We start from the raw sequence: 24766 nt of genomic DNA, 5'->3' as shown, positions 1-24766 counted from the left end.
GCTTATTTATCTGGTTTGAGTTTGTCTTGGAACATTTCGACCGTAAATGGTAAACCACACATCTCTAGAACTACACCTCCAAGTTTGAGATAATGTTGGAAAAGTTGTACAATACACTTTTCCCATTTTTCACACTAGGAGGTCAATTATGAACACCAAACTTGCCACAGCACAGATCCGTGTAAAAAACTGGGCTGCTATTATTCAGGAGCGCAACGAATCTGGTCTGTCTGTCAAAGATTATTGTGCACAGCATCAGCTTTCATGAGACTCTTATTATTACTGGCTCCGCAAAGTGAAAGAGGCCCTGCTTGTAGAAAGCGGCTTTGTTGAAGTAACGCAGCCAAAGCAGTTCCCTGTGCAGAGGTCTGTAACAGCTGATCCAAATGAAATTTTCGCTTCTTCTGTTATACTGGATCCATAAAAGCGAAGGAGACGGATCGTCCGTATGGCACTTGCGTTATCAAAAGAACAGCTGGCAAAACTGAATAAAAAAGATATCCTGCAGCTCTTGCTTGAAAGCATGGAGCAGGAAAAAGAATTACGTAGCCAGCTGGCTGTTCTTACGGATGAGTTGAAACGGACAAACCAGCAGATGCAGGTGATCCTTGAACAATGGAACCTTGCGCAGGCAACTCGCTTTGGACGTTCTTCTGAAAAAATGACATATGATACCGGAGCCTGCCAGCAGTTGGAACTAGCCATCATGTACGCGGAATGTTTCAATGAAGCAGAAGCATGTTTTTTACGGCAAATCTTGCTAATAACCCCAAGTTTCGCCTATAATAGGATTCAGTATGAATAATAGAAAGACGGGGGTTAAGCAATGCAGGCATATACATATATTTCTAAGGGAAAGTTTGAATTAGTGGAAAAACCAAAACCGGTGCTTATGCACGAACGGGATGCGATTGTAAAGGTAACACTGGCCAGCATCTGTTCCAGTGATCTGCATATCAAACACGGAAGTGTGCCGCGGGCGGTCCCTGGAATTACAGTCGGCCATGAGATGGTAGGAATTGTGAAAGAAGTTGGGGCAGCGGTGACCCATGTGAAGCCGGGGGACAGGGTCACTGTAAACGTAGAGACCTTCTGCGGTGAATGCTTTTTCTGTAAAAATGGATATGTAAATAACTGTACGGACGAGAATGGCGGCTGGGCCCTGGGATGCCGTATCGATGGCGGACAGGCCGAATATGTGCGGGTTCCATTTGCAGATCAGGGATTAAATAAGATTCCGGATGGAGTGACAGACCGGCAGGCACTGTTTGTGGGAGATGTGCTGGCGACCGGTTATTGGGCGTCGAGAATCTCTGAGATCACGGAGAAAGATACAGTTCTGATCATCGGTGCCGGTCCGACGGGTATCTGTACCCTTCTCTGCGTAATGTTAAAGAAACCGAAACGAATTATTGTCTGCGAGAAAGATGAAAACCGCGTCCGCTTTATAAAGGAGCACTATCCGGATGTATACACCGTTTTACCGGAGGAATGTCTGGAATATGTTCAGAAAAACAGTGATCATGGCGGAGCCGATGTAGTCCTTGAGGTGGCAGGAGCCCCCTCTACTTTCCGGTTAGCCTGGGAATGTGCAAGGCCTAATGCAATCGTCACAGTGGTAGCGCTCTATGACGAAGCCCAGACGCTGCCGCTTCCGGATATGTATGGCAAGAATCTTACCTTTAAAACCGGCGGTGTAGATGGATGCGACTGTGAGGAGACGCTTCGCCTCATTGCAGAGGGCAAGATCGATACGGAACCGCTTATTACCCATACCTATCCGCTTAGCCGGATCGAAGATGCATACGAGCTTTTTGAGAACAAGAAAGATGGAGTGATTAAGGTAGCGGTGGAGTGCTAGTTGGATAAAGAAAGGTAAGAGATCCATGCAGAACATCAGATGGACAGTTTTTGGAACCGGAGTGATTGCAAATGAAATGGCCGTGGCCTTAAAGAAAAACGGGCGAAACATCGATGCGGTGGGTAACAGAACCCATGAGAAAGCGGTTGCATTTGCAGAAAAATATGGGATAAAAAAGGTATATGATAATTATAATGACATGTTTACAGACCCGGATATTGATGTAATCTATATCACAACTCCCCATAATACCCATATTAATTTTATGCGCAGGGCAATTGAGAATGGAAAGCATATTCTGGTCGAAAAATCCATTACCTTAAACAGCCGGGAACTGGATGAGGCAATTGCTCTGGCGGATAAAAAGGGTGTTGTCATAGGTGAGGCCATGACGATTTATCATATGCCGATTTATAAAAAGCTTAAAGAGATTCTTGAGTCAGGGAAACTTGGAAAGGTGAATCTGATCACTATGAATTTTGGAAGCTTCAAAGAATATGATATGAACAACCGCTTTTTTAATAAAAACCTGGCAGGAGGTGCCATGCTGGATATCGGGGTGTACGCGCTTTCCTTTATTCGGTGGTTTATGGATTCCAAGCCGGATCAGCTTTTATCCCAGGTAAAACCGGCACCTACAGGAGTGGATGAACAGGCAGGATTGCTGCTGATGAATCAGGAAGGCCAGATGGCATCTGTCATGTTGTCGCTGCATTCCAAGCAGCCGAAAAGAGGCATGGTATCCTGTGAAAAGGAATATATAGAAATCATGGAATATCCGAGAGCCTGGGAAGCGAGAATCACCTATACAGATTCCGGAGAAACGGAAGTGATTCAGGCCGGCGAGCATGCAGATGCGCTGGCTTATGAGCTGGCGGATATGGAGAAAGCCATCCGTGGGGATGCAGAATGCATGCATTTGGATTATACAAAAGATGTGATGGGTATGATGACGGAATTCAGAAAAGAATGGGGATTTCAGTATCCGGAGGAGATGTAAATTATGGTACGAAAACACATCTTTTTTTCAGGTGATGTCCAGGGCGTCGGCTTCCGCTACCGCTCCTTTTATATCGCCCAGTCCCTTGGCCTGGCCGGCTGGGTGGAGAACCTGTGGGACGGAAGAGTGGAGATGGAAGTGCAGGGAAGCGAAGCTTCCATTCGGGAAATGTTAGATCGGATTCAGCAACAGAGATGGATCAACGTGGCGGATATGGAGATCACAGAGATTCCCTGTGAAGAAGAACGGGGATTTAAGATAAGATAAAAACGAGGGGGATGTTACTATGTTTATCAATTTTTCCAATCATCCAAGCAAACTTTGGGCAGAGGATGAGAGAAATGCGGCTCTTCAGTATGGCACGATTGAGGATCTGGCCTTTCCGCAGGTTCCGGCAAATATGAGTACGGATGGTGTTCGTAAGCTGGCAGAAGAATATGCGGAAAAAATTCTTGCGAAAAAACCAGACTGTGTCATGTGCCAGGGAGAATTCTGTTTAAGCTGGCATGTGATTGCCCGCCTGAAAGAAGCGGGAGTTCGGGTGGCAGCAGCCTGCAGCGAGCGGATAGTTGAGGAAGTATACGGAGAAAACGGTACGGAAAAGCGAAGCGTGTTCCGTTTTGTACAGTTTCGGGAGTATTAAAAAAATCCTCCGGCTGTACCGTCAGGTGCAGTCGGAGGAGAGAAATTAATTATCGATGTAATTTTCTTTCTATTTTTTCATAGAGTTCAACGTAGGCCTTCAGTGCCTTTCGTACTGTATCAATGCTGTATCGATTGTCATCCTCACCAGCATGATTAGCCTGATTACGAATCTGTTTCAATTCCATGTGAAGACGTACTAAAACGTTAATGTCTTTCTTTTCTTTCTGGTGTTCACTGATGCGGTAGCAGCGGCTTTCCCAGGCAGTATCTTTTTTGGGCGGATTGATATAGCAATTGGGATATCCACGGTAATATTCAATTTTATCCAGATCGTCAATTTCACTTAAATTGAGGAAGAAAGTTTTATTTTTATCTTTCTTTGTCCAGCCAAATTTCTGGAAAATATAGTTTTCTACAGATTCCCAACGCTGCTTTGGAGAATTATCATCGTTTAAGTGCTCTTTCTCACTTTTCTTAATGATTGTGCCGGAAGGAGTCACATCAAATAATTCTTTGCAATACAGGAAGTTATGTTCAATGATCTCTTTTGGCATCTTGCTTTCCACAAGAGTGAGAGCCTGCTGGATAAAGTCTTTTTCAATACACCATTTAATTTCGTTGATGGTTTTTCGCTTGCTGTTGTCTAAAAGCTCATCACCATAGCTGTCATGAATCAAATCCTGGAAGAGTCTTAAATAGCTGGAATTATCAAGCGATGCCGGAGTGCCTCCAAGTTTTTTCAGTGAATCGGAAAGGTTTGATAAACCGGATTCAAATTTGTTGACATCACACAGCTGAATACCTTCGGCTGTTGTTCTCATGCTGTCCAGAACCTTCTGTTCGATTTCTCCTTTGAAATTTTTCATAGACTGATCAAGAGATTTGATCTGCCCATAGTTGATACATTCATGGATACCGGAAACAAAGTTTATAATGTCGAAAATCTCAGCTGAGGATGTGAAGTAGGCGCGGCTGACTCCATTTACAGGCTGGAATTCTACATTATAGATATGTTCAGGTTTGATCTCGATATTTTCCATCTGAAGCAGGGATAAAACAGTATTTAAAATCTCCTGAGCTGTACGGAAACCACCGTGGGTATCTACAAGGATGTTTAAATCCGGATAATGATTCTTAAGAAGACGGATCTCTTCAATCACATCATGGATAAATTGACGGCTGTTTTCGGAGTGTTCCTCCGCACGTTTTACCGGATCAGTTTCTTTACTGCCGAAATTTGTACAGATCTCTTTGTAGGACAGTGGCGACTGATGTTTTTGCGCAAATGTGGATGTGGTGAATGCGAAATAGTTTCGTGCTGTATCTTTAAAATCGCCGTATCTTGGATCAGTCAGTTCAACGGTGTCGTCCAGAGTAGCTGGAGAACAGATCATAAGAATTCCATCCAGTTTTTCACCATTGTTCTTTTCTGCAAATTGATGCATCAGCATATAAGGAACAGGCTCTAACTGATAATAGTATTCTTCCGGAACTTCGGTTTGATCCGTCGAAAGCATCGCAATACCTTTACGGGGATTCGGGCTGATCGTGCTCAAAGTCAGCAGAAGGAGATTTTTGGTTCCTTTTTCAGCTGGACTATCGGGAGCAAAGTCGAAGAAGCTGCCATTTGCTGGAAGTGTAAAAGTTTTTTTAGCACAATCACTAACTATTTTTTCGTCCATATTTGACCTCCTCATACTTACAGTCCTGAAAAAGCAGATCCGTCAGACTGCATATATGATGAATTATACGGCAAAATTGCAAAAATCACAATAAACTTTATTGTGGTTACACATAAATTTGCACAAATATGCACATAGATATGCTTTTGTACGATGTTTTTCTTCTTTTGCGTACCTTAAACAATTCTGCCGGGGACCATATCAGATGGGAGTTATCTCGCATCTGATATAATTCAAGTGTCCAAAAACAGTGAAACTCCTGCTGTATCATATAACCATCAAAGAGATGGAGGGAAACGAATATGGCAAAACTGACAAAACACGATAAGAAGTCAATTGAAAAGAGCATGGCTGTGCCGGCTGAGCGCGGTCCGGTATGGAACAGACGTCCGGTTGTTTTTGCGGATAAGCGCCGCACCTGTTCCCGCAGAAACGGAAAGATGGAATGTTTGAAGGAACTTCGCAATTATTAAAGGAAGTGTCCAAAAACAGTGAAGAAGATAAGTTATTCTATTATTATCAAAGTGATTGTTAACAGACGATTAGGAGGAAATGAGTATGAGTATGAATACAAATCAGGTTTTACAGGATGTAACAGTAGAAATGACAGCAGAGCAGGAGGCATACAGAAAAGCGGAAAAACGCCGCTTTGTAATCGCAGTGGTGATTGCGATATTGGGCACACTGACTGCGTTCAGTGAGAGCGGGGACGGAAACGCCAGCCTTGTGGGGATGATGATCGGGACACCGATGGCATTTCTCCTTTTCGGAGGAATCCCATACGGTTGGAACCTTGTATCTAAGGTGACACGCTATTTTGAGTGGATTCTGTTCCTCCCAATTATGGGATGGCTGATCTATTTCGGCGTGAAACTGATGGCTTCCATGTGCTGCGGCTGGTTCTTCTTTGGCCGTGAGTGCCTGGTACGTATCAAAGCAAAAGGAGGAAGGGGGTAATGAACTACTATATTTCAGATCTTCATTTTGGTCATGCCCGGCTCAATGAGAAGATTGATGGCCGGGGCTTTGAAAGCATCGAACAGATGGATGAATATATGATTGCCCAGTGGAATTCACGGGTAAAAGATGGGGATCATGTATTCATCTTAGGAGATCTGAGTGTTTCTTCCCAGGGAGAGGAGGTGAATCAGATTCTTCATCGTCTGAAGGGCAGGAAAACACTGTTAATAGGAAATCATGACACATACCTTCAGGATCCGGCATTTGATAAGGGGCTGCTTGAACAGGCAGTCCCTTATCTGGAATTGCAGGATGGGAGGTACAGCCTGGTATTATCACATTATCCGATTCTTTTTTACAATGGACAGTATATTCTGGATCAGGAAGGGCGGCCAAAGACCTATATGCTGTACGGACATGTGCATAACGGTCCGGATGAACAGAAGATCCGCGAATATCTGAAAGATGTACGTAAACATCCGAAATGGAATTGCGTTCTAAAAAGAGAGGATGAGACACCATGCCAGCTGATTAATTGTTTTTGCATGTTTTCTGATTATATACCGCTGACACTGGAAGAGTGGATTGTGGTGAACCGGAACAGAGATAGAAACCAGTGAAATATGTAAAATAATGGAAATACTCCCCCGGTTCCGGAGAAAATGCGATATAATGAGCACAAGAGAGCCATAGGGAGCTTGCTCACTTTTGGCGAACGGCGAAGTGATTGAGTGATGAAATTACGAAATAATATCTGCAAATGAGAATGCGAGGAAGTAGAATTATGATCAAAGAAACTACAGTGTCATGGCTGGAGATCCCTTATATTACCTTAACATTTTGTCTGCGCTTTCTGAAACCATCGGAAGTTCCGGAACAGAAGGTTTCAGCTCTGCGCGGTGGTCTGGGTGAGATGCTGCTGAGAAAAAACTGTGTGGCAGACCGCAATTGTGATGAATGCAGGTTTCAGGACAGCTGCATCGTATGGAATGCATTTTATACACCAATGCGTTTTAAACCGGCATATATGACCGGAAAAGAAAGCCTGGGATACCTGATAGAGTGCGACAATCAGGAAACGGATATGGATCCGCGTCATGGATTTGTATTCCGCTTGAAACTATTTGGACGCAATATTGCGCTGTTCAGCCAATATCTGGATGCGTTTTGGCAGCTTGGACAGGCCGGAATCGGAAAAGATCATGCCAGATTTGAAATCGCAGCGGTTTTATCAGAAGATGAAAGCATGATTTTAGATGAAAATCAGATTCATATGGAGAACTTCCGGATCCGGACTGTAGGAGATTATATATCTCAGAGAAAATGGGAGCTTGGAATCGGAAGGGGATGCGGCAGGGAAGAGAAGCATGTCTGCCGGATTAACTTCCTCACACCCCTGGCCCTTCGGAAGGATCGCATCGATCTCTATGATTTTGATGCAGATGCTATCTGGAGAGCTGTACACCGGAAAATTCAGATGATGAGCTGTTTTGATGAAAATCCGGTTGAACTGGAAAAGCCTCTTGTCTGGCCCCGGATGCTGGAATCTCATATTGCACGTTCCGGAATCCGCCGGTATTCGAATACCCATAAGAGCAAGATGGAGTTAAAAGGAATACGGGGTGTAGTCGTGATGGAAGACATCACCGAAGAAAGACTGGAAGAACTTTTAGCGGGAGAGTTGTTCCATATAGGAAGAAATAATAGTTTTGATTTTGGTCGGTACTTAATAGAAAGAGAGAAATAAGTGAGAAAATCAGTTTGTTTAAATCCAGAGGAAATCTTTCATGTTCACACCTGGAGGTGTGGGCATGCCGGAGAAGAACGAGAGGAAGAGTATATCAAAGCTGCCATTCGCCTGGGAGCGAAACAGATCACATTTACCGATCATGCACCATTTCCAGGTGATCTTTTCCGCGGAAGAATGAAAATGGAAGAACTTCCGGAGTATGAAGACACACTGTGGGAGCTTCGAGCCAAATATCAGGGGAAAATACAGGTAAGAATAGGACTAGAGGCGGAATATCTGCCCGGATTTCAAGCTTATTATGAAAAGCTGAAAGAAGACGAAGGGATAGAATATCTGCTTTTGGGACAACATTTTTATGAGTTAGCGCCCGGTGAATACAGTTTCTCTAAAAAAGGACTGAGCGGCCGTGCAGACGGAATCGTCAGAGCAGAGCTAGAGGGAGTGGAAAGCGGATATTTTTCCGGCATAGCACATCCGGATCGGAGCTATCGCTACTTAAAACCTGGAGAACAAGCAGACATAGGAATTGTAAAAGAACTAATTAATGCCGCCGCAGAATATCACATTCCTTTAGAAAAAAATATCAGTTCAATGGAAGCAAACTGGTATTATCCGGAGATATTCTGGAAATATTGTACCGACGATTATCTGGTCGGTTTAGATGCCCATTCTGTATCGGAGATGATGAGAAGATATCATTACTCAGCTTTTTTTGATGGAGTCAATTAAAATTAACCAATTAAAAGTGTGCTGTAAGTAGTTCTCAAACCCAGAAAAAAGAGGTATACTAAAAGAAGGAATGGGACTGTCAAATATGAACAAATTGTGAACTTCCAAAAAACACCCTTCAAAAATGCCTTTTTCAGAATATTCTGAAAAACTTCTGGAAAAATGGACCCGCAAAGCCTTGATTTACAAGGGTTTCCAAAGGCAAGGGTAGAAATGAAGGTCGCCCCATTCAGGGCATTGACACAATGATAATCACATCATTTTCCTTAATTCCGCGCAGGGTAGAAATGAAGGTCGCCCCATTCAGGGCATTGACACATTACAAGGCACACGATCATTGAAATTGACATGAGCATGTAGAAATGAAGGTCGCCCCTTTCAGGGCATTGACACTTTTTTCCTTCCTTTTTCCGTTGTTAAGTCAAGAGTCTGTAGAAATGAAGGTCGCCCCTTTCAGGGCATTGATACTAATCTGAGGCATTATTCTTTTGCGCAAATCTATGAAAACAGTTGAAATACTTATTGTTAAAGAACAACTTGTCTAATTTTTCTGAATTCCCCATGTTAGACTTAACTCATGAAACGAAAATGAATATTTGTAGACGCACTTTTGATGTGTGTTTTTAGATAGACAAATACTGCAAAAGATGGACAATTATTTGATTACAGTGGTATAATTGCCTAAAAGTGTTCGAAAATTATAGGAAGGATGGACAATTTCATGAGACAACTGATGATTTTAGAAGTATCTCAAAAGCAGGCGTACATCTTTGAGAGTACGAAACTGAAAGAAAATGTGGAACGGTCAGAGGAGATATGCAGGGTGACAGATCCGGCATATTTTGAACTGGCTGCAAAGCGAAGCGGCCTTGCTTTTGACAAGGAGAAAAATGTGGTATATTCCGGCGGCGGCCATACGGTTCTGGAGTTCCCGGATCGGGAGTCCGCAGAGAAGTTTGCTTATGCGATCTCTTCTCGGGTGCGCCGTGAGTATCCGGAGCTGGAGTACTTTATCAAGACGATGGAGTATGATGAGAGCAAGGGAGCGGGAGAGAACCTGTTCCGTCTTTCCCAGGAACTGGAAAAGAAAAAATCAGTTCGTGCAGCTTCGTTCCATCAGGGCTCTTTCGGAGTAGAAGAGAAAGATTCGAATCTTCGCCGTGCCAAGGTAATTACCGGACGTGTGGACAAAATTGAGATGCCGACGGAGCATGAGTATGTGCCGGAAGGTTATGTTATGCCTTATAAACTAGAAGAACTGGGAGTCAGCAAGGATGATTCCAGTTTTGTGGCGATTGTTCATATCGATGGAAACGGCATGGGCAAACGGGTGGAAAACCTTCGAACTAAGTGTAAGGATCTTTCGTGGGAGGAATATAAGAAAACACTTCGCAGCTTTAGTGATGCGATTGATGCGGATTTCAAGACAGCTTTTCGAGGCATGCTAGATGAGATCGGAGAGCAGATTCCGGCTCTGGTGGATGCAGGATTGAACCTGAAGAACCGTTCTTTCCCGGTTAGAAAACTGATTCTCGCCGGTGATGATGTCTGCTTTGTCACAGAAGGCCGAATCGGTCTGGAGGCAGCACGTATCTTTATTGAGAAGTTATCTGCACTGGAAAATGCAGTGGATCATCAGAAATATACAGCCTGTGCGGGTGTTGCGATTGTACATCAGAAATATCCGTTCTACAAAGCCTACGAGTTATCAGAGATGCTTTGTTCTAATGCAAAGCGTTTCCTGGCTTCATATGATGACCGGATTAAGGATTCCGGAACCAAGGGCTGTGCGATTGACTGGCATATCGAATTCGGTGAGATCATCGATGATCTTGCTGAGATGCGCCAGAAATATGAGACAGAGGATGGCGGAACCCTGGAGTTAAGACCCTATATGCTGTGTGCAGAACCGGAGCTTTGGAAATTAGAAAAGGTACGCCGTTATCGCTCTTTCAAGAAGCTTTTAAGCATGCTGCTTGATAAGAAAGAAGTCTATGCGAGAGGCAAGATCAAGGAGCTTCGAGGGGTACTGAAAGAAGGCGAAAAGGCAACCGAATATTATCTTCAGTCTTCTCTTATGGATATTTTAAATCTGGATATTTTTGAAGATCATAAATTGGAAGAACAGCTCAGACAGATTGGAACCGGAAGCGGATTAGAGCGCCGTGCATTCCTGGATATCGATGGAAAGAAGCATTCACTTTATTTTGATGCAGTTGAGATGCTGGATACCTTTATCGGTCTGAAAGAGAAAGGAGAGCAGGCATGAAGCTTTTGATAGAAATGACACTGCAGTCGGATGCCGTGTTTGGCAACGGACTCAGCATTCCGGGCGGAGAAGATATCGCAACACAGATGGATGATGCAGGGTTTCCGTATCTGAAGGGAAATACCTTCAGGGGAATCTTCCGGGAAGAACTGATTAACCTTCTTGGATGGACTGGAAAAGATACGGCAGAGACAGACCATATCGTCTGCACTCTGATGGGAGAAGGCGGTTCAGAACTTCTGGATGAATCCAGAAAAGTTAGTTTTTCCGACTTAGTAGTTCATCCCCTTCTGCGCAGTGCAGCAGAGGAGGAAACAGGAGATCTTTCAGAACATAAAGCTATGTTTACGTATACCAGAGATTTTACCAGCCTGGAAAATGGTATGGCTAAGGAAGGTTCCCTTCGCCAGTGCCGCTGCGTAAAGAGCGGATTTCATTTTTACGGCACCTGTGTCTGCGATGCACAGGATGCTGAACTGGTGAAAGAGGTGTTAGGACTGATCAAATGGGTCGGTACCATGAGAAACCGCGGTTTTGGAGAAGTAAGTATCTGCGTGGAGGATCAGCATGAATAATTATTGGAAGATTCGTTTGAAAAACATGGATCCGCTGAGAATTGCGGATGATAAAAGCAGTCAGCACGGACAGACAGACACACTGCGCTATATTCCTGGCAGCGCGCTTCGGGGATATGTGATGTCAGAACTGGCAAAGCAGGCTGAGTTTGAGACCTGGAAACCGGCATTCTTCAATGGACAGATTCGTTTTATGAATGCCTATCTGACGGTGAATGGAAAGGAATTAATTCCTTCTTTAAAGGGATTTTTCGAAGATAAGACACCTTGTATTGATAAAAAAGAGATTCAGAACGTTATTGAAAAGGATGTGGAGCCGGGATATAAGCGGGCATCTCTCGGCAGCTACTGCTATGTTGAGGGAGACTGCATCTGCTATACAGGTCTTGAATTGAGTGAAGATATCAATATTAATATGGGACGCACAAGTGAAAGAAATGTTTTCCGGAGTCAGTACTTGCGAAAAGGACAGAATTTTACCGGTTATGTATCGATGACAGATGACATCGATGTAGAGCTTAGGGAAGCGGTTCTGGAAGTTTTGAGCAAAGAGATCCGGGTAGGAAACAGACGCAGCGGCGGCTATGGAACCTGCTGTACGGTTCTGGAAGCCATGAATGGGGCAGCTCCTTACGGAGAGGTACGGACTCAGAAATCATCGAAGGAGTTCTATCTGGTGCTTCTTTCCAATCTGGTGATGAGAAGTGAGCTCGGAGAGCTCTGCGGGCTGAACCTGGATGAACTGGCAGAGCGTTTAGGCTGTGATAAACTGGAATTGAAACGTTGTGCAACCTCTACGGCCCAGATCTATGGTTATAACCGGATCTGGAAGGGGACCATTCCTTCCGCCAACATGTACGAAGCAGGAAGTGTGTTCTGCCTGATTGCCGATCAGGAGATTCCAGAGGAAAATTTCCGCCGTGTAGAAACAGAAGGACTGGGTATCCGGACTGTGGAAGGATTTGGCCAGGTGGCATTTATGGAAGGATTTGGTCAGATCATCTATAAAAAACCGATGGAAAAAATGGCTGAGCAGGTGGAAACAGTACAGACTCCTGAAAAGAGCAAAATCCATGCAGAGGAGGATTGCCGACTGGCAGCCAGAGGACTTTTACAGCATCGGATTGAACGAGGCATGGAACGTTATGTAGTAGAACATACGGATGAATTGAGAGGAATTACCTCCAGTCAGCTGGGCGTGATTGCATCGATGTGTATCAGCTGTCAGTATAAGCCGGAAAAGGCAGAGTGGAAGCTTGGAAGTTTTCTGGTTCATTCCAAAGAAAAGACAGAACGCTACAAAAAGCAGGATAACAAGAAAAAACCGGATTCCTACCATCGTTATCTGGAGAAAATGCTTAATTCTGATTTGTTTGAACTGCTTGAAATAGACGGAAAAAAGGTGATGGGAATCCCGGCTGATCAGTTGTTTGAGCCGGATGAGCAGATTCGGTATAAGCTTCAGCTGATGGAGCGGCAGATACGCTACGCAAACAGGGAGGGAAGAAATCATGGCTGATAAATACGGAAGTTTATATGATCATATCGTATCCTATCAGATCACGGCGATATGTAAGGAACCGCTGCACATCGGCGGAAACGATGACAGAGCCGGAGGAATTCTGATTCATCCGGTAAAGAATGTCCCATTTATTCAGGCAACCGGATTAGCCGGAGCGATGAGAGATTACCTTGCAGATGAGCCGGGACTGCAGAATCAACTGTTTGGCTCTAGTGCAGACGGCACCGATACAGGAAGTAAAGTCCGCATCAGCGATGCATTTTTCGCGGGAAATGTGGTAGATACCGAATTAAGACCAAGAGTTAAGATTAACCGGGAAACTGGTACCTGCCAGACGGTTCAGACAAAGGGTGGACAGAACTGGTCCGGCCAGAAGTTTGAGATGGAGTCAGTGGCAGCGGGTTCTGAATTTACATTTAAGATGTACCTGTATGAACGAAATCATGAACATGAAGCCACAATAGAGCGGATATTAGGTGCCCTGCAGGCCGGCAATATTCAGATTGGCGGTCAGAAGAGCAATGGCTGCGGATATGTTGAGTTCAAAGAGCTGATGAAAACCGATTATGATATGACCCGGGAAAAAGACCGGAAACTCTGGAGAGATGAGTCAAAAGAGGGACAGTCTATTCTGGAGGAGCTAAAAGGACGGGTATCCACGTTGGATCACCGCATTCATTTTGAACTGAAGGGTAAAGTGGACAGCGAGATCCTGGTCAAATCCATCGATGTAAGAGATTATAATGAGGAATCAGCGGATGCAGAACAGATGCGCAGAGCAGACGGAGAACTTCTGATTCCGGCCACTTCGATTAAAGGTGTGCTGCGAAGCCAGATGGAGAAAATCGCAAAGCTGAGACAGCTTCCGGTATCGGATATTGAGGCTGTATTCGGTAAAAATGCAGAAAAAGAAGAAAAAGGATTTCTGGGCTGCATTCATTTCTTTGATGCGATGCTGGAAAAAGGCGGTGAGCGTCCGCCACAGAAGCGGATTCACATCGATAAATTTACCGGTGGTGTGATGTATGGAGGACTTTTCAGTGAGACTCCGGCTTATGGTGAACTCACTATCCGGGTTGATCTGGAGGAGGAGAATAAAAAGGCTGCAGGCCTTCTTCTTATGGCACTGCGTGACGTAGGATTGGGTATTCTCCCTCTGGGAAGCGGAAGCAGCATCGGCAGAGGTTATATAGACGGAAGTGAGCTGCTGATCAAAGAAGGAACCGAAGTGATCGCAAAGATCAACTTAAAGAGCAGACAGATTGAACAGGGCGCAGATTTGATCATAGAGTATGTGAAAGCGGTCTGAGAAGGGATGGCAGATTATGAAAACATATAAACATCTGGATGTCCGGGCGGTATCTGCGGAGCGTTCAGAACTGAAGGAAAAAGCAGCACAGTATCCTTATGTAATTGCTCATATGTACAGTGACATCCTGTGCGGAAACTGTGTTCATGATGGGATTAACTGGGATGAACTGGTGGAATTAAGAGCATTTGATGAAAAAGGCGAACTGCATGTATACGAGCAGAATGGTTCTTTGAAGGCTGTAGAGATTACGGAGAAAGAGAATGCTGATGCAGAAGAGGATACCGTGATCAAGTACTATCAGGTTCGTAAATCAGTTTCCGCTGTCAAATCTCCATGCAGACTTGCAGTAAAAGAGTATCTCGAGGCGGATGAAGACGGACAGGCTGTAGTTGTCTATACAAGACCCTTTGGATTGGAGGCGAAAGCAGAATGAGTTATGTAGGAGCACCCTATAACTTCGTACCGTTGGGCAAAAAAGTATACCGGAAAGACGAAATCACAAAGCACAGTGAGATAAGTGGCTTATCCGGATATCTGGAGTATCAGGTTACTGCCAAAACTCCTATCATAGTTGACGGCGGAGATAAGCATTTTTATAAAAATAAGGATGGAAAGGCAGCCATTCCGGGAAGTACCATGCGGGGGCTGGTGCGCAGCAATATGCAGATCTTAAGTCAGTCTTCTATCGCGGATGATATTGCAAATGCAAAGCTGATGTACCGGTGCGTAGGCGGAAGTTCAAGAAACCTGAATAAAAAGGTGTACGATGGTACCTTAGGTTCTGATACGGTTGTTGTCGGCAAGGGAAGATTTTCTGTCTTAAAGAACGTTAAGGGTGGATATATCGGCTGCAAGAATGGAAAATATTACATTATTCCATCCAGCATCCAGACACTTCAGCGTGAACTAGGCGAGATGAATTACTATGTTTTAAGTGAGCGCCGGATCATTGAAGATAAGTTTCGTGGATTTGAGATGTTGAGAAAAAGTCCCTGTGTACTTCAGAACTCCAACACGAGACCTTTTGTGAAAGAAGCAAGAGGAAACCGTGTTCAGTATAAAGGCGACAAGAATGTAAATTATAAGCCGTATTTCAAAACAGTTTATTATCAGCCGAAGGGAATGCGGAATATTTCTGCTTTATCAGAAGAACCGAAGAATGGTTATAAAAAGGGTACACTTATCACCACCGGTTTCATGAATCAGAAAAAAGCATTTTATGTAATCCCGGAGATGGCAGAACTTCCGGTAAGCGAGTGGATCCCGATTGCACCTCAGGATATAGATAGTTTTAAACGTGATTTTGAGGGAAGAAAGAATCAGTTGACCGTGGCAACCGGATTTAATCTGGCTAAGATGGAGAAGGATGAGAAAGAAGAACTGAAAAAGGAAGTGAGCCGTTTCTTTGGCCTGCCGGAGAATGGTGAGATCAAACCGGTATTCTATATTGAGTTAGATGGAAAACTGTACTTCGGATTTACTCCAAGACTTCGTCTTTTCTATGAGAAGGAAATCTATGATGGATTGTCGAAAAAACAGAGAGACAATAGCCTTGACTACTGCAAGTCCATGTTCGGATTTGCGACAGATAATGAAAGCTACCGTTCCAGACTTTCTTTCCAGGAGGCCGTGATAGATAAGAATATTTCTGAAAATGGAAAAACAGCGGTAGTGCTTGGGGAACCGAAGCCTACCAGTTATCTGGATTATCTGGTTGGAAAGAATGGTGAAGCAGTTACGTATCGCGGTGATTTTGCTTTAAGAGGTATGAAACAGTATTGGCTTCATACGAAAGAGGCTGCCAGTGGCCTTGGAAATAACAAGGACGTAGGATCTGATTTCTATCCATACCCGAAGGAAACTTCTTTCACCGGGCAGATTCGTTTTTCAAATCTGAGTGAAGAAGAGCTTGGTATGCTTCTCTGGAGCCTGCTTCTGGAAAAGAACAGCCAGCAGAACATAGGAAAAGGAAAACCCTATGGATTTGGCCGTGTAGAGATTTCGCTGAAACAGCTGAATATTCTGGATACGGCTGCCATGTATGACAGTGAGACCCTTTGCTTAGAACCCTACCGGGAAGAGAAAGAACGCTGCAGTGAGTATGTGGATAAAGCTAAGAAAGATATGACCCGGTTCCTCGGAAAAGATGTGATGGAACATCCGCCGGTTCGTGATTTCCTGTTGATGAAAAATGGCAATGAGATCCCGGATGACAGTAAGACACATTATATGAGCATCGAGGGGCGTGACAGCGACTATCAGGTCCGCAATAGGGAACAGATTCCGCTGGATACCATTGGAGTTGTTATGGGTAAGGAGAAGAGAAAAACTCAGGCACAGACTGGTCAGGGTAGTCATGGAAATGGATATAACAGTGGAAAATGGGGCAAGAATAATTCTTATGGAAATAAGAATTCAGGAAGCAGAGAATATAAAGACAGTGGCAATGCGACCACGTCTATGGCCAGCGTGTTTGCAGGAATAAAAATCGATTCATAATGTGGAACAGATAGTTTCCCACCCATAGAAAAAACCGGGATTATCCCCGGTTTTTTCGCTCTTTTAATGACTTTATGATGTGTTCTCTCAGACTTTTAGGTTCCTGTACGATAGCAGAACTTCCAAATCCGTAGATCCAGGGACGGAACTTGCTGATGCCGTAGACGGTATCTTCGTAGTACAGATAGCCGTCTTTTTCATAGAGATGTCCCTTTGTACGGCAGGCCAGATCCCGTTTTACTTTTTCCCAGACATTAGCCTCGTTATAGAACTTTACCTTGACATGTTCCGGCTGTTCGGAGAAGCAGTTTCCCCATACCTGGGGAGCGATGGAATCAATGATGGAACTATCGCCTGCATCGACTTTCTCAGTCCCGGGCCGCAGATCCAGGATGCGATCTAAGCGGTGAACCTGAATCTTATTCTCAGAAACAGACAGGACGCAGTACAGGTTTTCAGACTCATCGTAGGATATCTTCAAGGGCTGGAAGGTAATCTTTAGAATCTCTCCTATGGAGTTTTTATAATTCATGGAAAGAGATTTCTTTTTTTTGATTGCTTCATCAATGATCTGAAGGCGGGATGTCAATTCCTGGTAATCATGGATGGTACGATAGCTGTCCTTTATCTGAAGAAAGGATGTTTTTGTAATTGGCGAAGGCTTGTCAGGTGTAATATCCTTCCGTATGGCATCCAGTGCCAGAGATTCATCGTAACTTAAAGCAATATTGAAGTTATCAGATTCGGTTAAGGAGCAGTTTTCGATATCAATCGGGATATGATCGAAGCCACCATTTAAAAGTTTTTCTTCTAAATCTGGATCAAAACGGTTAAGCATATCTGCGATAGTATATTCAAACTGGCTATCTTCATCGGACATGTCACCATCGCTTTGATTTTCTTTAAACAGATCCTTGATATTTTCGAAATCCAGGAAGATCCTGTTTTCCAGATTCTCCGGGATAAAAGAAATATCACCATCATATTTTGAGTTTATGGCTGCCTGCCATTTCAGGATAGCAGCGATGTCCAGGCGGATCGTATCGATCGGAATCTGCGTATAATGATGGAGCTCCAGGATGGACATTCCGTCAAGGTCATAACTGCCTCTGGAGATCCAGCTGTAATAGGTCTGAAGACGGATATAAGGGTTTTCGTAATTATTCATACTCATCCTCCTCGTATCTCGATAAGGTTCGGTCTATGGAAAAATTCATTTTGTCCTTTAATGAGGCAGGTTCGATGACGTGGACACTACGTCCGAATTGCCGGAGATAATTTGCAAAATCGCCCAGACCGCGGATGGTGTCCTGGTATTCCAGCTGATTTTCTTCCGGAAAATAGGTGATGGAAGCACCGCTGCGATGCTGTTTCAGGTAGTGAATTTTTCGTTTGACATTGGCTTCCAGATCAAAGCGGACCTTGACCATAAGCGGTTCTTCCAGCGATATGCTGAACATCTCGGAGAAGATATGCTGATATGTGGTAGAACGATAGCTGTCATTTGGAAAATCCGTGTTTTCAATGGTGCTTATACGGCTCATATCGATAATCGAATTGTATTTTTCGGTCAGAGCTGGTTCTTCCGTATATTCTTTTCCCAGGAGATACAGCTTTGCTTTTTCTACACTGTAGATAACCAGGCCGGTCTGGAAGAGAATCGTAAGCATCTGGCCGGCTTTGGTTTTGTAAGTGATGCGTATCAGCTTTTCCGCATAGCTGGAATCCGAGAGCTTTTTCATCCATTGATTAATCTCCTCCAGCATTTCGTGCTGTTTTCCGTAGGTCAAGTAGTTGGGACTGGAGACGGAACCAAGATTGTCGGATAGCTTTATGATTTCTAGTTTATGTGCGATGGAATTCAGCTGGCTGTGGTAAGGAGAGGCAGCTGGAAGCAGTTTTACCTGTTCTAAAAGTTTGCTGACCGTCTCCTTGGAAAAATGATGCAGAATCGGAACGGAACGACCGGTGGCATGGTATGTGCCATCGGATGTAATGGCAATTTCTTTTTCCTGTATTAGTGCATTCCACAGATTGTCGAATGCGGTTTTAGTGATATCCATCGGCAGTTTATCACAGTTATCGTCTGTTTTACTATTGTTACCTGGCAGGAAATAGCGATCTTTTAGCAATTTCGCAGTGTCGTGTTTGCGCTGGAGGTTCTGGATAACATTGTATTTTCGTAAAATTTCCTTGGATATCGGTAGGTAGTAAACAGGAGGAGCAGACGGATCTTCTGAGATGAGTGTATAGTAGGCAGTTTTATTTCTGGTTGTGCTTTCCAGTTCAAAACCTCGTTCTTTGAGGCGTTCTATGTAGTTGTAAGTGCTGGCCCGATTGCAGACAAGAAGGTTCTGGATGTTTTTTGCAGACAGTTCCTTTTGTTCATAAAATGCATGAATCAGTGTTTGAAGCTTTTCTTCCACTTTCTTTGATCCCATAAGCAAAATCCTCTCATATGTTTGACTTGATGTGATACTCTGAGTATACCAGATAATGGTGGAAAAGTCTTAAAATGAATATGGAATTTGCAAAAAAACTGCTGCCAGAACTGTATGGTACGGAATTTTCAGTCCGGAAAATGCCTGCCTGGAACAGTTGCAGCTGGCGGCTTTATAGCTGGCATAAAATTAAGATACCATAGAGATTTTGCATGAACTGTGCTATCATTATTAAAGATGCAAAATTTTTCGGACATATAACCCAGACGATCCTTTCAGGCCAGTATGTGGTTTACAACGGAAAATATTATGAAGTGCATGAGATTTCTCCGGATTACGGAATTGTGCTGCGCCGTGCCTCTGATCTGTACAGCAGCCGACGGTATTACCGTCAGCTCAGAACCTATCATATGGGTAAAGTAGAACAGAGTGAGATGGTCAGCAGCCGGAATGTGGCAGGCATGAAGCTTATGACAGGCTGCTGTGACTTTTCTGTAGATACGGATGGTTATCTGGATATGCAGGATCTGCATGACTGCAGGACAGCCAGACACGTGGATCTGAGAGAAGATCCGAAGGCCGGATCCTACAGACGAAGCTATCACAATAAGCGGATTCTTACTGTCAAGCTTCCGGATATGGATGAAGATATGCGCTATACGCTGGGGCTTCTATTCTCCGAACTTTTTCGTTCACTGTATCCAGCCGGATGGGCGTATCTGGCTGTTCTCGCGAAAAAACCGGAAGATTTAGAAGAAACATACAGTCTCCTGACTTATGACCTGGAAGAAGAAAACAGTACAGAGAATCTGTACATAGTGGAAGACAGTGAACTTGATCTGGGACTCCTTGACAGTGTGATCCGAAATATGCCGCGTATGATGGAGATACTGGAGGATTATCTTTCCTGGCATCTTGAAAAGTTGGGAGAAGAGGCTGCAGAAGAGGAGAAAGAGCAGACAGAAGGAGAATCAGAAGAGGCAAAAAAAGATCCCTACAGGAAGGAACATTACTTCCTTTTTGGAGGCGAAAAGGTGAGCAGTCATCTGAAGCTTTCGGAGATACGGGATTATCTAAAGCGCTGCGGCAGCAGAAAAAATCCACTGACCCATGCGAGAAAACAGGAGCTTATCGATGCCAGGGAGTTCGATCTGCAGGCAGTTAATACCTGTGATTTCTGTGGCCTTCCACTTTCGGAAGTCAGCTATGAGCGTCTGAATGATGGCCGGATCCGATGCAGCGATTGTGCGTCCAGTGCTGTGGAGACCACAGGAGAATTTCAGGAGATATTCCTGCGATGCCTGAAGATGATGGAAATTCTGTATGGAATCAAGATTCACGCACCGATTCAGCTTCATGTGACCAATGCAGAAGAAGTGGCGAAGCAGACAGGAATTGTGTATAAGCCCGGAACGAAGTTTGCAGTTCGTGCAGTGGGCTATGCACAGATGAAAAACGGTATCTGCCGGATTGTAGTGGAAAACGGAAGTCCGCGTCTGGCAGCTATTGAAACCATGGTTCATGAGCTGACTCATATCTGGCAGTATCTGAACTGGAAAGACAGGGAAAAGGCCTGGAATCTGAAAATGGAGAAGAAGGCCTATACGGCAGCTGCCCGGGATATTCTGTATGAAGGAATGGGAATCTGGGTATCTATCCAGTATCTGTATCAGGTGGGAGAATCCAGTTATGCTGCCGGTCTGGAACAGATTCAGATGGCTCGGGATGATGCCAGAGGAGCCGGATTTAGGCTTTATGCAGCACAATATCCATTGGTTAAGGATATGACCGCACTTCGGAAGACTCCATTTACCGAGTATATTCCAGTAGACTTAGAAAAGGTCAAATCAGAAGCACACCGCCTTTTGGGATAACAGCGGAAAGGCTGCTAGGCATGTGTGGGATAACAGCAGCACGGACCGTGGACTGTGCTGCAGGGAAAGGATAAGAACATGAATCAGGATGATTTTTTTGAAAATGAAACGCTGGGAACGGCATTTCTTTTTATCCCGATGGATTTAGACCATGAAACGGCGGAGCAGAAGATGGGCTGTGAAACATTCCGGGAAGAGCTGGAGAAGGGCGATGCGTGGAAACTGAAGGATGATAAGGACAGTAACCGCTATATCTACCGTTATATTACGGACAAGATGGATCTGGGAAATAAAGCGGACTGTCTGTATCTGCACTATTGCCTCGCAGATGAGGCAGCCAGAAAACGCGGCTGGGGTGAGGCTGGAAGGCTCTATCGAATCAAGGATACTGACATCCGGTTTCAGATTCAAACGGTGCATCTGTTCACCTTCAAGACGGAAATAAAGATAGCGGCGATTCAGCTGGAATTTGCCAAGGATGCTCCGCTCTATATTGCAGAAGGCCTGTATTACCTGAAAAAGGTGCATCAGGAAATGCTGATTCCGGATGCTCAGATGGAAGAAACAGAAACTATTCTGGAAGCAGTCCGCGGACTCTTTCCACCCTGTCTGAAAGAAAAGCTTCGTTTCTTTCCTTATCTGAATGAGGGAATGGAGCGGGCCAATACCATGAGTCTTGCCTTTGAGCCGGAACGGGAAAAATGGAAAGAGCATCTGTATTTTTTGAAAAATGCTTACCGTACTGAGGGATTCTTCTATAACGAGTGGATGGATCAGGAGAATGAGACGCTGTTTACCTCCGGTGACTACGTATGGGGGGTGACCGGGGAAAATCTGGCTTGTCTGGTGCTGCAGAAAACAGAACATGTAACGAAACGGTTTCAGAAGCGGTTTCAGGCGGAATATCTGCTGACCTATATCCTTCTGCTGCATCGAAAGTTCGATTTGTATAAGATTATGACCGATTTCGGCATCGGAGAGCAGAATGATCTGCAGACATTGAAGTCTTATCAGAAGCATCTGAATATCTATCGGACGGATTATGAGTATGAACGGATCACAGAAGTGCCGCAGTATCACAATCTGTATAAAAAAATCGAAGAGAGGATGGAACTGACTGCATTATTTGACGATGTGATGGAACCGGTCAGCGAACTCAGCAGCATGCAGATGGAATGGGCCGAGGAAGTCAGGGCTGAGCAGGAAGGCAAGATGGAGCGGGCATTGGCAGCGCTTTCGTTCTTAGCTATTTTCTCAGCGCTGATTGATGGATGTGACTATCTGCAGACACTGATTGAGGACTTTATGGGCGAGGGTCATCTGAATATTATCGTGCCTCTTCATGTATTGTGCAGTTTTATTATACTGTTTGTGGGGATAAGAGCGCTGATGAATTTCAGAGGAGTTATATTCAAAAAAAGAAAAAAGAACAACAGTAAATAAGCAGAAATGTAAAAGAACCGGGAAATGGTAAATGGATTTTCCTGGTTCTTTCATTTTAGTGGGAATACCTTTGTAAGTGTCCAAAAACGATGAAAACTGCCTGTTACAATATACTCATCAAAGAGATGGAGGTAATGAGTATGAAGAATAAAAAGATGAAAAGCGGTGGACTTTTAACTCTGGCATTCTTAATGGCAGCAGGCAATGTGATGCCGGCATTGGCAGGTTCCTGGCAGCAGGATGCAGCAGGATGGCGTTGGAAAAACGATGACGGATCCTATCATGCAGGCAGTTGGCAGTGGCTGGACGGAAACCGGGATGGTGTATCGGAATGTTACTATTTCGCACCGAATGGCTACATGCTTGCCAATACCGTGACACCGGACGGTTTTCAGGTAAATACAGAAGGTGCCTGGGTGGAGAATGGAACCGTGAAAACCATGGGAACACCGGAAACCGTTACCGTGCCGGAAGGCCGATGGGTGAAGGGAGACGGAGTCAATGCAGGTAAATGGTGGTGGCTGAATCCCAATGGAAGCTATCCGATCCATACCTGGAGGTGGCTGGACGGCAATCAGGATGGTGTGGCAGAATGCTACTATTTCGACGATAATGGCTGGGCTGTCACTTCTGGACTGACACCGGATGGATTCCTGGTAAATGCAGAAGGCGCCTGGGTGGAGAACCAGGTAGTGAAAACGAAAAAAGCAACCAGAGGAGGTGGTGGACCCGCCGGTGTCGGAGGCGGAACATCCGGAAAAACAGGATCCGGCGGAGGCGGTTCTTCATCCGGCGGAGGTTCTCATGGCGGCAGTCACAGATATGAGGATGATGACGATGATGAATGGGATGATTATGCAGATGGATCGGTGTCCGGTTCTGCCAATGATTTCAAGACAGCGAATTTCGGCATGATGACTTCCAGCCAGTGGAAGGAAACAAAAGCCGCTATCGAGAAATTCAAACAGGAATATATTACCGATGGCATGAGTGACATGGAAAAGGAGATTAAGATTATCGAATGGCTGGTGCAGAATTGCCGGTATCAGTCCAAGAGCGACTGGTCCCGCTCTACCGCATACAGCTGTATCATTCTCGGCAAGGCACAGTGTGCCGGATATGCAGATGCATTTCTGCAGACAGCCAAGCTCTGCGGACTGGATGCAAGATATATCCACAATTCCTCCCATGCATGGAATCTGGTTAAGCTGGATGGTGACTGGTATCATGTGGATGTAACCTGGGAGGATCCAATTGGAGGCAATTCCTATGGATTTGGAAATCTCAGAAACAAGTACATCAATCTGACGGATGATAAGATTCGGAACGAGAGATCTCACAAAACCTGGAGTCCGAATTCGCTGAAGGCAACAGGAACGAAATACGGACCGGAGGCAGTTAAGGAGTATCTGATATCTCAGAAACCGGATCATCTGGTCACAACAGAGTACCAGATCAAATATGTAGATGAAAATGGACGCGTTCTGAACGTGGTAAAAGGAACCGGAAGGGCTGGCACCACCGTTACACCGAAAAAGAAAACCTTTGAGGGCTATGAACTTGATCAGGAGATTACGCCGTTTACACTGAATAAAATCAGTTCCCAAAACGTCTTTGAGGTTCGCTATGCAAGATATTATAATTTTACGATAGTTTATCTCTGTACGACAGATGATAAGGTATTGTCTCAGAGCAAAGGGCGTGTGAAAAACGGAAGCATCATCACAACTCCGGTGGAGAAATTTGATGGTCATACACTGGAATCAAATCCGGATCCTAGATTTACGGTGGATAAGGATGTGAAGGTATTTGTATATTATACCCATGAAACAGGTGAGACAGAGAAGCCGGAGGGAACAGAGAAGCCGGAGGGAACAGAGAAGCCGGAGGGAACAGAGAATGCAGGAAAAGAGGAGAAAATAGAAGAAACTGAGACCACTGAAAAAAAGGAGGAGACTGAAGAAACAATTACGGAAACAGAAGAGAAGAAGGAAAATGTAGAGAATGAAGCAGGGAATCCGGCAGAGTAAGTGAAACGAAAGGTTATTCTCAAAACATATACAAATTTAGCTATGAAAGGGCCCGGCAGAAGCCGGGTTCTTTTTTGATGTATAAAAATACAGAAGAATGACATAAAATATGTAAATTTTCACTTGGATTTTACGCATTCTATGGTACACTAATATGGTATATCAAAAAATGGG

22 protein-coding genes are annotated in these 24766 nt (G+C 44.5%); 19 read left to right on the top strand and 3 right to left on the bottom strand.

Annotated elements, in window-relative coordinates; all coding sequences use genetic code 11:
- Window positions 1-448: 448 nt before the first annotated feature.
- From DXC57_RS09795 to DXC57_RS09775, 5 genes are read left to right on the top strand one after another with little or no spacing between them, the layout of a single operon-like run.
- The gene (locus DXC57_RS09795; protein ID WP_118652386.1) at window positions 449-805 is read left to right on the top strand and encodes a hypothetical protein; all 357 of its coding nucleotides are present in this window, start codon (window positions 449-451) and stop codon (window positions 803-805) included.
- A gap of 21 nt (window positions 806-826) precedes the next feature.
- Window positions 827-1861 (top strand): alcohol dehydrogenase, encoded by a 1035-nt coding sequence (locus tag DXC57_RS09790; protein WP_118652384.1) that lies wholly within the window; start codon window positions 827-829, stop codon window positions 1859-1861.
- 25 nt (window positions 1862-1886) lie between these two features.
- Window positions 1887-2861, top strand: a complete 975-nt coding sequence (locus DXC57_RS09785) for a Gfo/Idh/MocA family oxidoreductase (protein ID WP_118652382.1) — start codon at window positions 1887-1889, stop codon at window positions 2859-2861.
- A 3-nt stretch (window positions 2862-2864) separates the two neighbouring features.
- Window positions 2865-3128 (top strand): acylphosphatase, encoded by a 264-nt coding sequence (locus DXC57_RS09780; protein WP_182426641.1) that lies wholly within the window; start codon window positions 2865-2867, stop codon window positions 3126-3128.
- A 19-nt stretch (window positions 3129-3147) separates the two neighbouring features.
- On the top strand, window positions 3148-3504 hold the full coding sequence (locus DXC57_RS09775) for a CRISPR-associated protein (RefSeq protein WP_118652380.1): 357 nt from the start codon (window positions 3148-3150) through the stop codon (window positions 3502-3504).
- Window positions 3505-3553: 49 nt separating this feature from the next.
- Here DXC57_RS09775 and DXC57_RS09770 read toward each other — a convergent pair whose 3' ends face one another.
- A complete protein-coding gene (locus tag DXC57_RS09770; RefSeq protein WP_182457280.1) occupies window positions 3554-5188 on the bottom strand; it encodes a TM1812 family CRISPR-associated protein in 1635 nt (544 codons plus the stop codon).
- 302 nt (window positions 5189-5490) lie between these two features.
- Here DXC57_RS09770 and DXC57_RS15520 point away from each other — a divergent pair, with 302 nt between their 5' ends.
- From DXC57_RS15520 to DXC57_RS09720, 11 genes are all read left to right on the top strand, one after another.
- Window positions 5491-5661 carry a hypothetical protein gene (locus tag DXC57_RS15520; protein ID WP_182457278.1) on the top strand — a complete coding sequence of 57 codons (171 nt, stop codon included), beginning with the start codon at window positions 5491-5493 and terminating at the stop codon, window positions 5659-5661.
- A gap of 85 nt (window positions 5662-5746) precedes the next feature.
- A complete protein-coding gene (locus DXC57_RS09765; protein ID WP_118652376.1) occupies window positions 5747-6145 on the top strand; it encodes a hypothetical protein in 399 nt (132 codons plus the stop codon).
- Window positions 6145-6768: a metallophosphoesterase gene (locus DXC57_RS09760; protein WP_118652374.1), complete on the top strand. Its 624-nt coding sequence runs from the start codon at window positions 6145-6147 to the stop codon at window positions 6766-6768. Before DXC57_RS09765 ends, DXC57_RS09760 begins: the two co-directional genes overlap by 1 nt.
- 164 nt (window positions 6769-6932) lie before the next feature.
- Window positions 6933-7895, top strand: a complete 963-nt coding sequence (gene cas6, locus DXC57_RS09755; protein ID WP_182457276.1) for a CRISPR system precrRNA processing endoribonuclease RAMP protein Cas6 — start codon at window positions 6933-6935, stop codon at window positions 7893-7895.
- Window positions 7896-8627 (top strand): PHP domain-containing protein, encoded by a 732-nt coding sequence (locus DXC57_RS09750; RefSeq protein ID WP_118652370.1) that lies wholly within the window; start codon window positions 7896-7898, stop codon window positions 8625-8627.
- A gap of 721 nt (window positions 8628-9348) precedes the next feature.
- Window positions 9349-10896 carry a hypothetical protein gene (locus DXC57_RS09745; protein WP_118652368.1) on the top strand — a complete coding sequence of 516 codons (1548 nt, stop codon included), beginning with the start codon at window positions 9349-9351 and terminating at the stop codon, window positions 10894-10896.
- Window positions 10893-11471, top strand: a complete 579-nt coding sequence (locus tag DXC57_RS09740; protein WP_118652366.1) for an RAMP superfamily CRISPR-associated protein — start codon at window positions 10893-10895, stop codon at window positions 11469-11471. The genes DXC57_RS09745 and DXC57_RS09740 overlap by 4 nt, the downstream gene beginning before the upstream one ends.
- Window positions 11464-12990 carry a hypothetical protein gene (locus DXC57_RS09735; protein WP_118652364.1) on the top strand — a complete coding sequence of 509 codons (1527 nt, stop codon included), beginning with the start codon at window positions 11464-11466 and terminating at the stop codon, window positions 12988-12990. Before DXC57_RS09740 ends, DXC57_RS09735 begins: the two co-directional genes overlap by 8 nt.
- Complete coding sequence (locus DXC57_RS09730; protein WP_118652362.1) at window positions 12983-14302, top strand: RAMP superfamily CRISPR-associated protein; 1320 nt, start codon at window positions 12983-12985, stop codon at window positions 14300-14302. The genes DXC57_RS09735 and DXC57_RS09730 overlap by 8 nt, the downstream gene beginning before the upstream one ends.
- Window positions 14303-14318: 16 nt before the next feature.
- A complete protein-coding gene (locus DXC57_RS09725; RefSeq protein WP_118652360.1) occupies window positions 14319-14738 on the top strand; it encodes a hypothetical protein in 420 nt (139 codons plus the stop codon).
- Window positions 14735-16804, top strand: coding sequence for a TIGR03986 family CRISPR-associated RAMP protein (locus DXC57_RS09720; RefSeq protein ID WP_118652358.1), 2070 nt, complete (start codon window positions 14735-14737; stop codon window positions 16802-16804). The genes DXC57_RS09725 and DXC57_RS09720 overlap by 4 nt, the downstream gene beginning before the upstream one ends.
- Window positions 16805-16844: 40 nt before the next feature.
- Here DXC57_RS09720 and DXC57_RS09715 read toward each other — a convergent pair whose 3' ends face one another.
- Together DXC57_RS09715 and DXC57_RS09710 are read right to left on the bottom strand one after the other, a co-directional pair.
- Window positions 16845-17972 carry a WYL domain-containing protein gene (locus DXC57_RS09715; protein ID WP_182457274.1) on the bottom strand — a complete coding sequence of 376 codons (1128 nt, stop codon included), beginning with the start codon at window positions 17970-17972 and terminating at the stop codon, window positions 16845-16847.
- A complete protein-coding gene (locus DXC57_RS09710) occupies window positions 17965-19245 on the bottom strand; it encodes a WYL domain-containing protein (RefSeq protein WP_118652354.1) in 1281 nt (426 codons plus the stop codon). Before DXC57_RS09710 ends, DXC57_RS09715 begins: the two co-directional genes overlap by 8 nt.
- A gap of 212 nt (window positions 19246-19457) precedes the next feature.
- Between DXC57_RS09710 and DXC57_RS09705 the strand changes: the two genes are divergently transcribed.
- The 3 genes from DXC57_RS09705 (at window position 19458) to DXC57_RS09695 (ending at window position 24592) form a co-directional block, all read left to right on the top strand.
- The gene (locus tag DXC57_RS09705; protein WP_118652352.1) at window positions 19458-21119 is read left to right on the top strand and encodes a hypothetical protein; all 1662 of its coding nucleotides are present in this window, start codon (window positions 19458-19460) and stop codon (window positions 21117-21119) included.
- 78 nt (window positions 21120-21197) lie between these two features.
- Window positions 21198-22562, top strand: coding sequence for a hypothetical protein (locus tag DXC57_RS09700; protein ID WP_177272985.1), 1365 nt, complete (start codon window positions 21198-21200; stop codon window positions 22560-22562).
- Window positions 22563-22702: 140 nt separating this feature from the next.
- The gene (locus tag DXC57_RS09695; RefSeq protein WP_118652348.1) at window positions 22703-24592 is read left to right on the top strand and encodes a MucBP domain-containing protein; all 1890 of its coding nucleotides are present in this window, start codon (window positions 22703-22705) and stop codon (window positions 24590-24592) included.
- Window positions 24593-24766 lie beyond the last annotated feature (174 nt).

This window comes from Clostridium sp. TF06-15AC (assembly GCF_003481165.1).
In the GTDB taxonomy this organism is placed as follows: Bacteria; Bacillota; Clostridia; order Lachnospirales; family Lachnospiraceae; genus Otoolea; species Otoolea fessa.
Note: the sequence above shows the minus strand (reverse complement) of the source record. Positions and strands in the feature narration are given on the sequence as shown.

Bases quoted from the DNA above. Each gene is read 5' to 3' on its own strand.
- DXC57_RS15520 (WP_182457278.1), top strand. From the start codon at position 5,491: ATGGCAAAACTGACAAAACACGATAAGAAGTCAATTGAAAAGAGCATG.
- cas6 (WP_182457276.1), top strand. From the start codon at position 6,933: ATGATCAAAGAAACTACAGTGTCATGGCTGGAGATCCCTTATATTACC.
- DXC57_RS09700 (WP_177272985.1), top strand. From the start codon at position 21,198: ATGAATCAGGATGATTTTTTTGAAAATGAAACGCTGGGAACGGCATTT.
- DXC57_RS09770 (WP_182457280.1), bottom strand. From the start codon at position 5,188: ATGGACGAAAAAATAGTTAGTGATTGTGCTAAAAAAACTTTTACACTT.
- DXC57_RS09740 (WP_118652366.1), top strand. From the start codon at position 10,893: ATGAAGCTTTTGATAGAAATGACACTGCAGTCGGATGCCGTGTTTGGC.
- DXC57_RS09725 (WP_118652360.1), top strand. From the start codon at position 14,319: ATGAAAACATATAAACATCTGGATGTCCGGGCGGTATCTGCGGAGCGT.
- DXC57_RS09730 (WP_118652362.1), top strand. From the start codon at position 12,983: ATGGCTGATAAATACGGAAGTTTATATGATCATATCGTATCCTATCAG.
- DXC57_RS09745 (WP_118652368.1), top strand. From the start codon at position 9,349: ATGAGACAACTGATGATTTTAGAAGTATCTCAAAAGCAGGCGTACATC.
- DXC57_RS09790 (WP_118652384.1), top strand. From the start codon at position 827: ATGCAGGCATATACATATATTTCTAAGGGAAAGTTTGAATTAGTGGAA.
- DXC57_RS09795 (WP_118652386.1), top strand. From the start codon at position 449: ATGGCACTTGCGTTATCAAAAGAACAGCTGGCAAAACTGAATAAAAAA.
- DXC57_RS09765 (WP_118652376.1), top strand. From the start codon at position 5,747: ATGAGTATGAATACAAATCAGGTTTTACAGGATGTAACAGTAGAAATG.
- DXC57_RS09735 (WP_118652364.1), top strand. From the start codon at position 11,464: ATGAATAATTATTGGAAGATTCGTTTGAAAAACATGGATCCGCTGAGA.
- DXC57_RS09710 (WP_118652354.1), bottom strand. From the start codon at position 19,245: ATGGGATCAAAGAAAGTGGAAGAAAAGCTTCAAACACTGATTCATGCA.
- DXC57_RS09720 (WP_118652358.1), top strand. From the start codon at position 14,735: ATGAGTTATGTAGGAGCACCCTATAACTTCGTACCGTTGGGCAAAAAA.
- DXC57_RS09705 (WP_118652352.1), top strand. From the start codon at position 19,458: ATGAACTGTGCTATCATTATTAAAGATGCAAAATTTTTCGGACATATA.
- DXC57_RS09760 (WP_118652374.1), top strand. From the start codon at position 6,145: ATGAACTACTATATTTCAGATCTTCATTTTGGTCATGCCCGGCTCAAT.
- DXC57_RS09775 (WP_118652380.1), top strand. From the start codon at position 3,148: ATGTTTATCAATTTTTCCAATCATCCAAGCAAACTTTGGGCAGAGGAT.
- DXC57_RS09785 (WP_118652382.1), top strand. From the start codon at position 1,887: ATGCAGAACATCAGATGGACAGTTTTTGGAACCGGAGTGATTGCAAAT.
- DXC57_RS09695 (WP_118652348.1), top strand. From the start codon at position 22,703: ATGAAGAATAAAAAGATGAAAAGCGGTGGACTTTTAACTCTGGCATTC.
- DXC57_RS09715 (WP_182457274.1), bottom strand. From the start codon at position 17,972: ATGAATAATTACGAAAACCCTTATATCCGTCTTCAGACCTATTACAGC.
- DXC57_RS09780 (WP_182426641.1), top strand. From the start codon at position 2,865: ATGGTACGAAAACACATCTTTTTTTCAGGTGATGTCCAGGGCGTCGGC.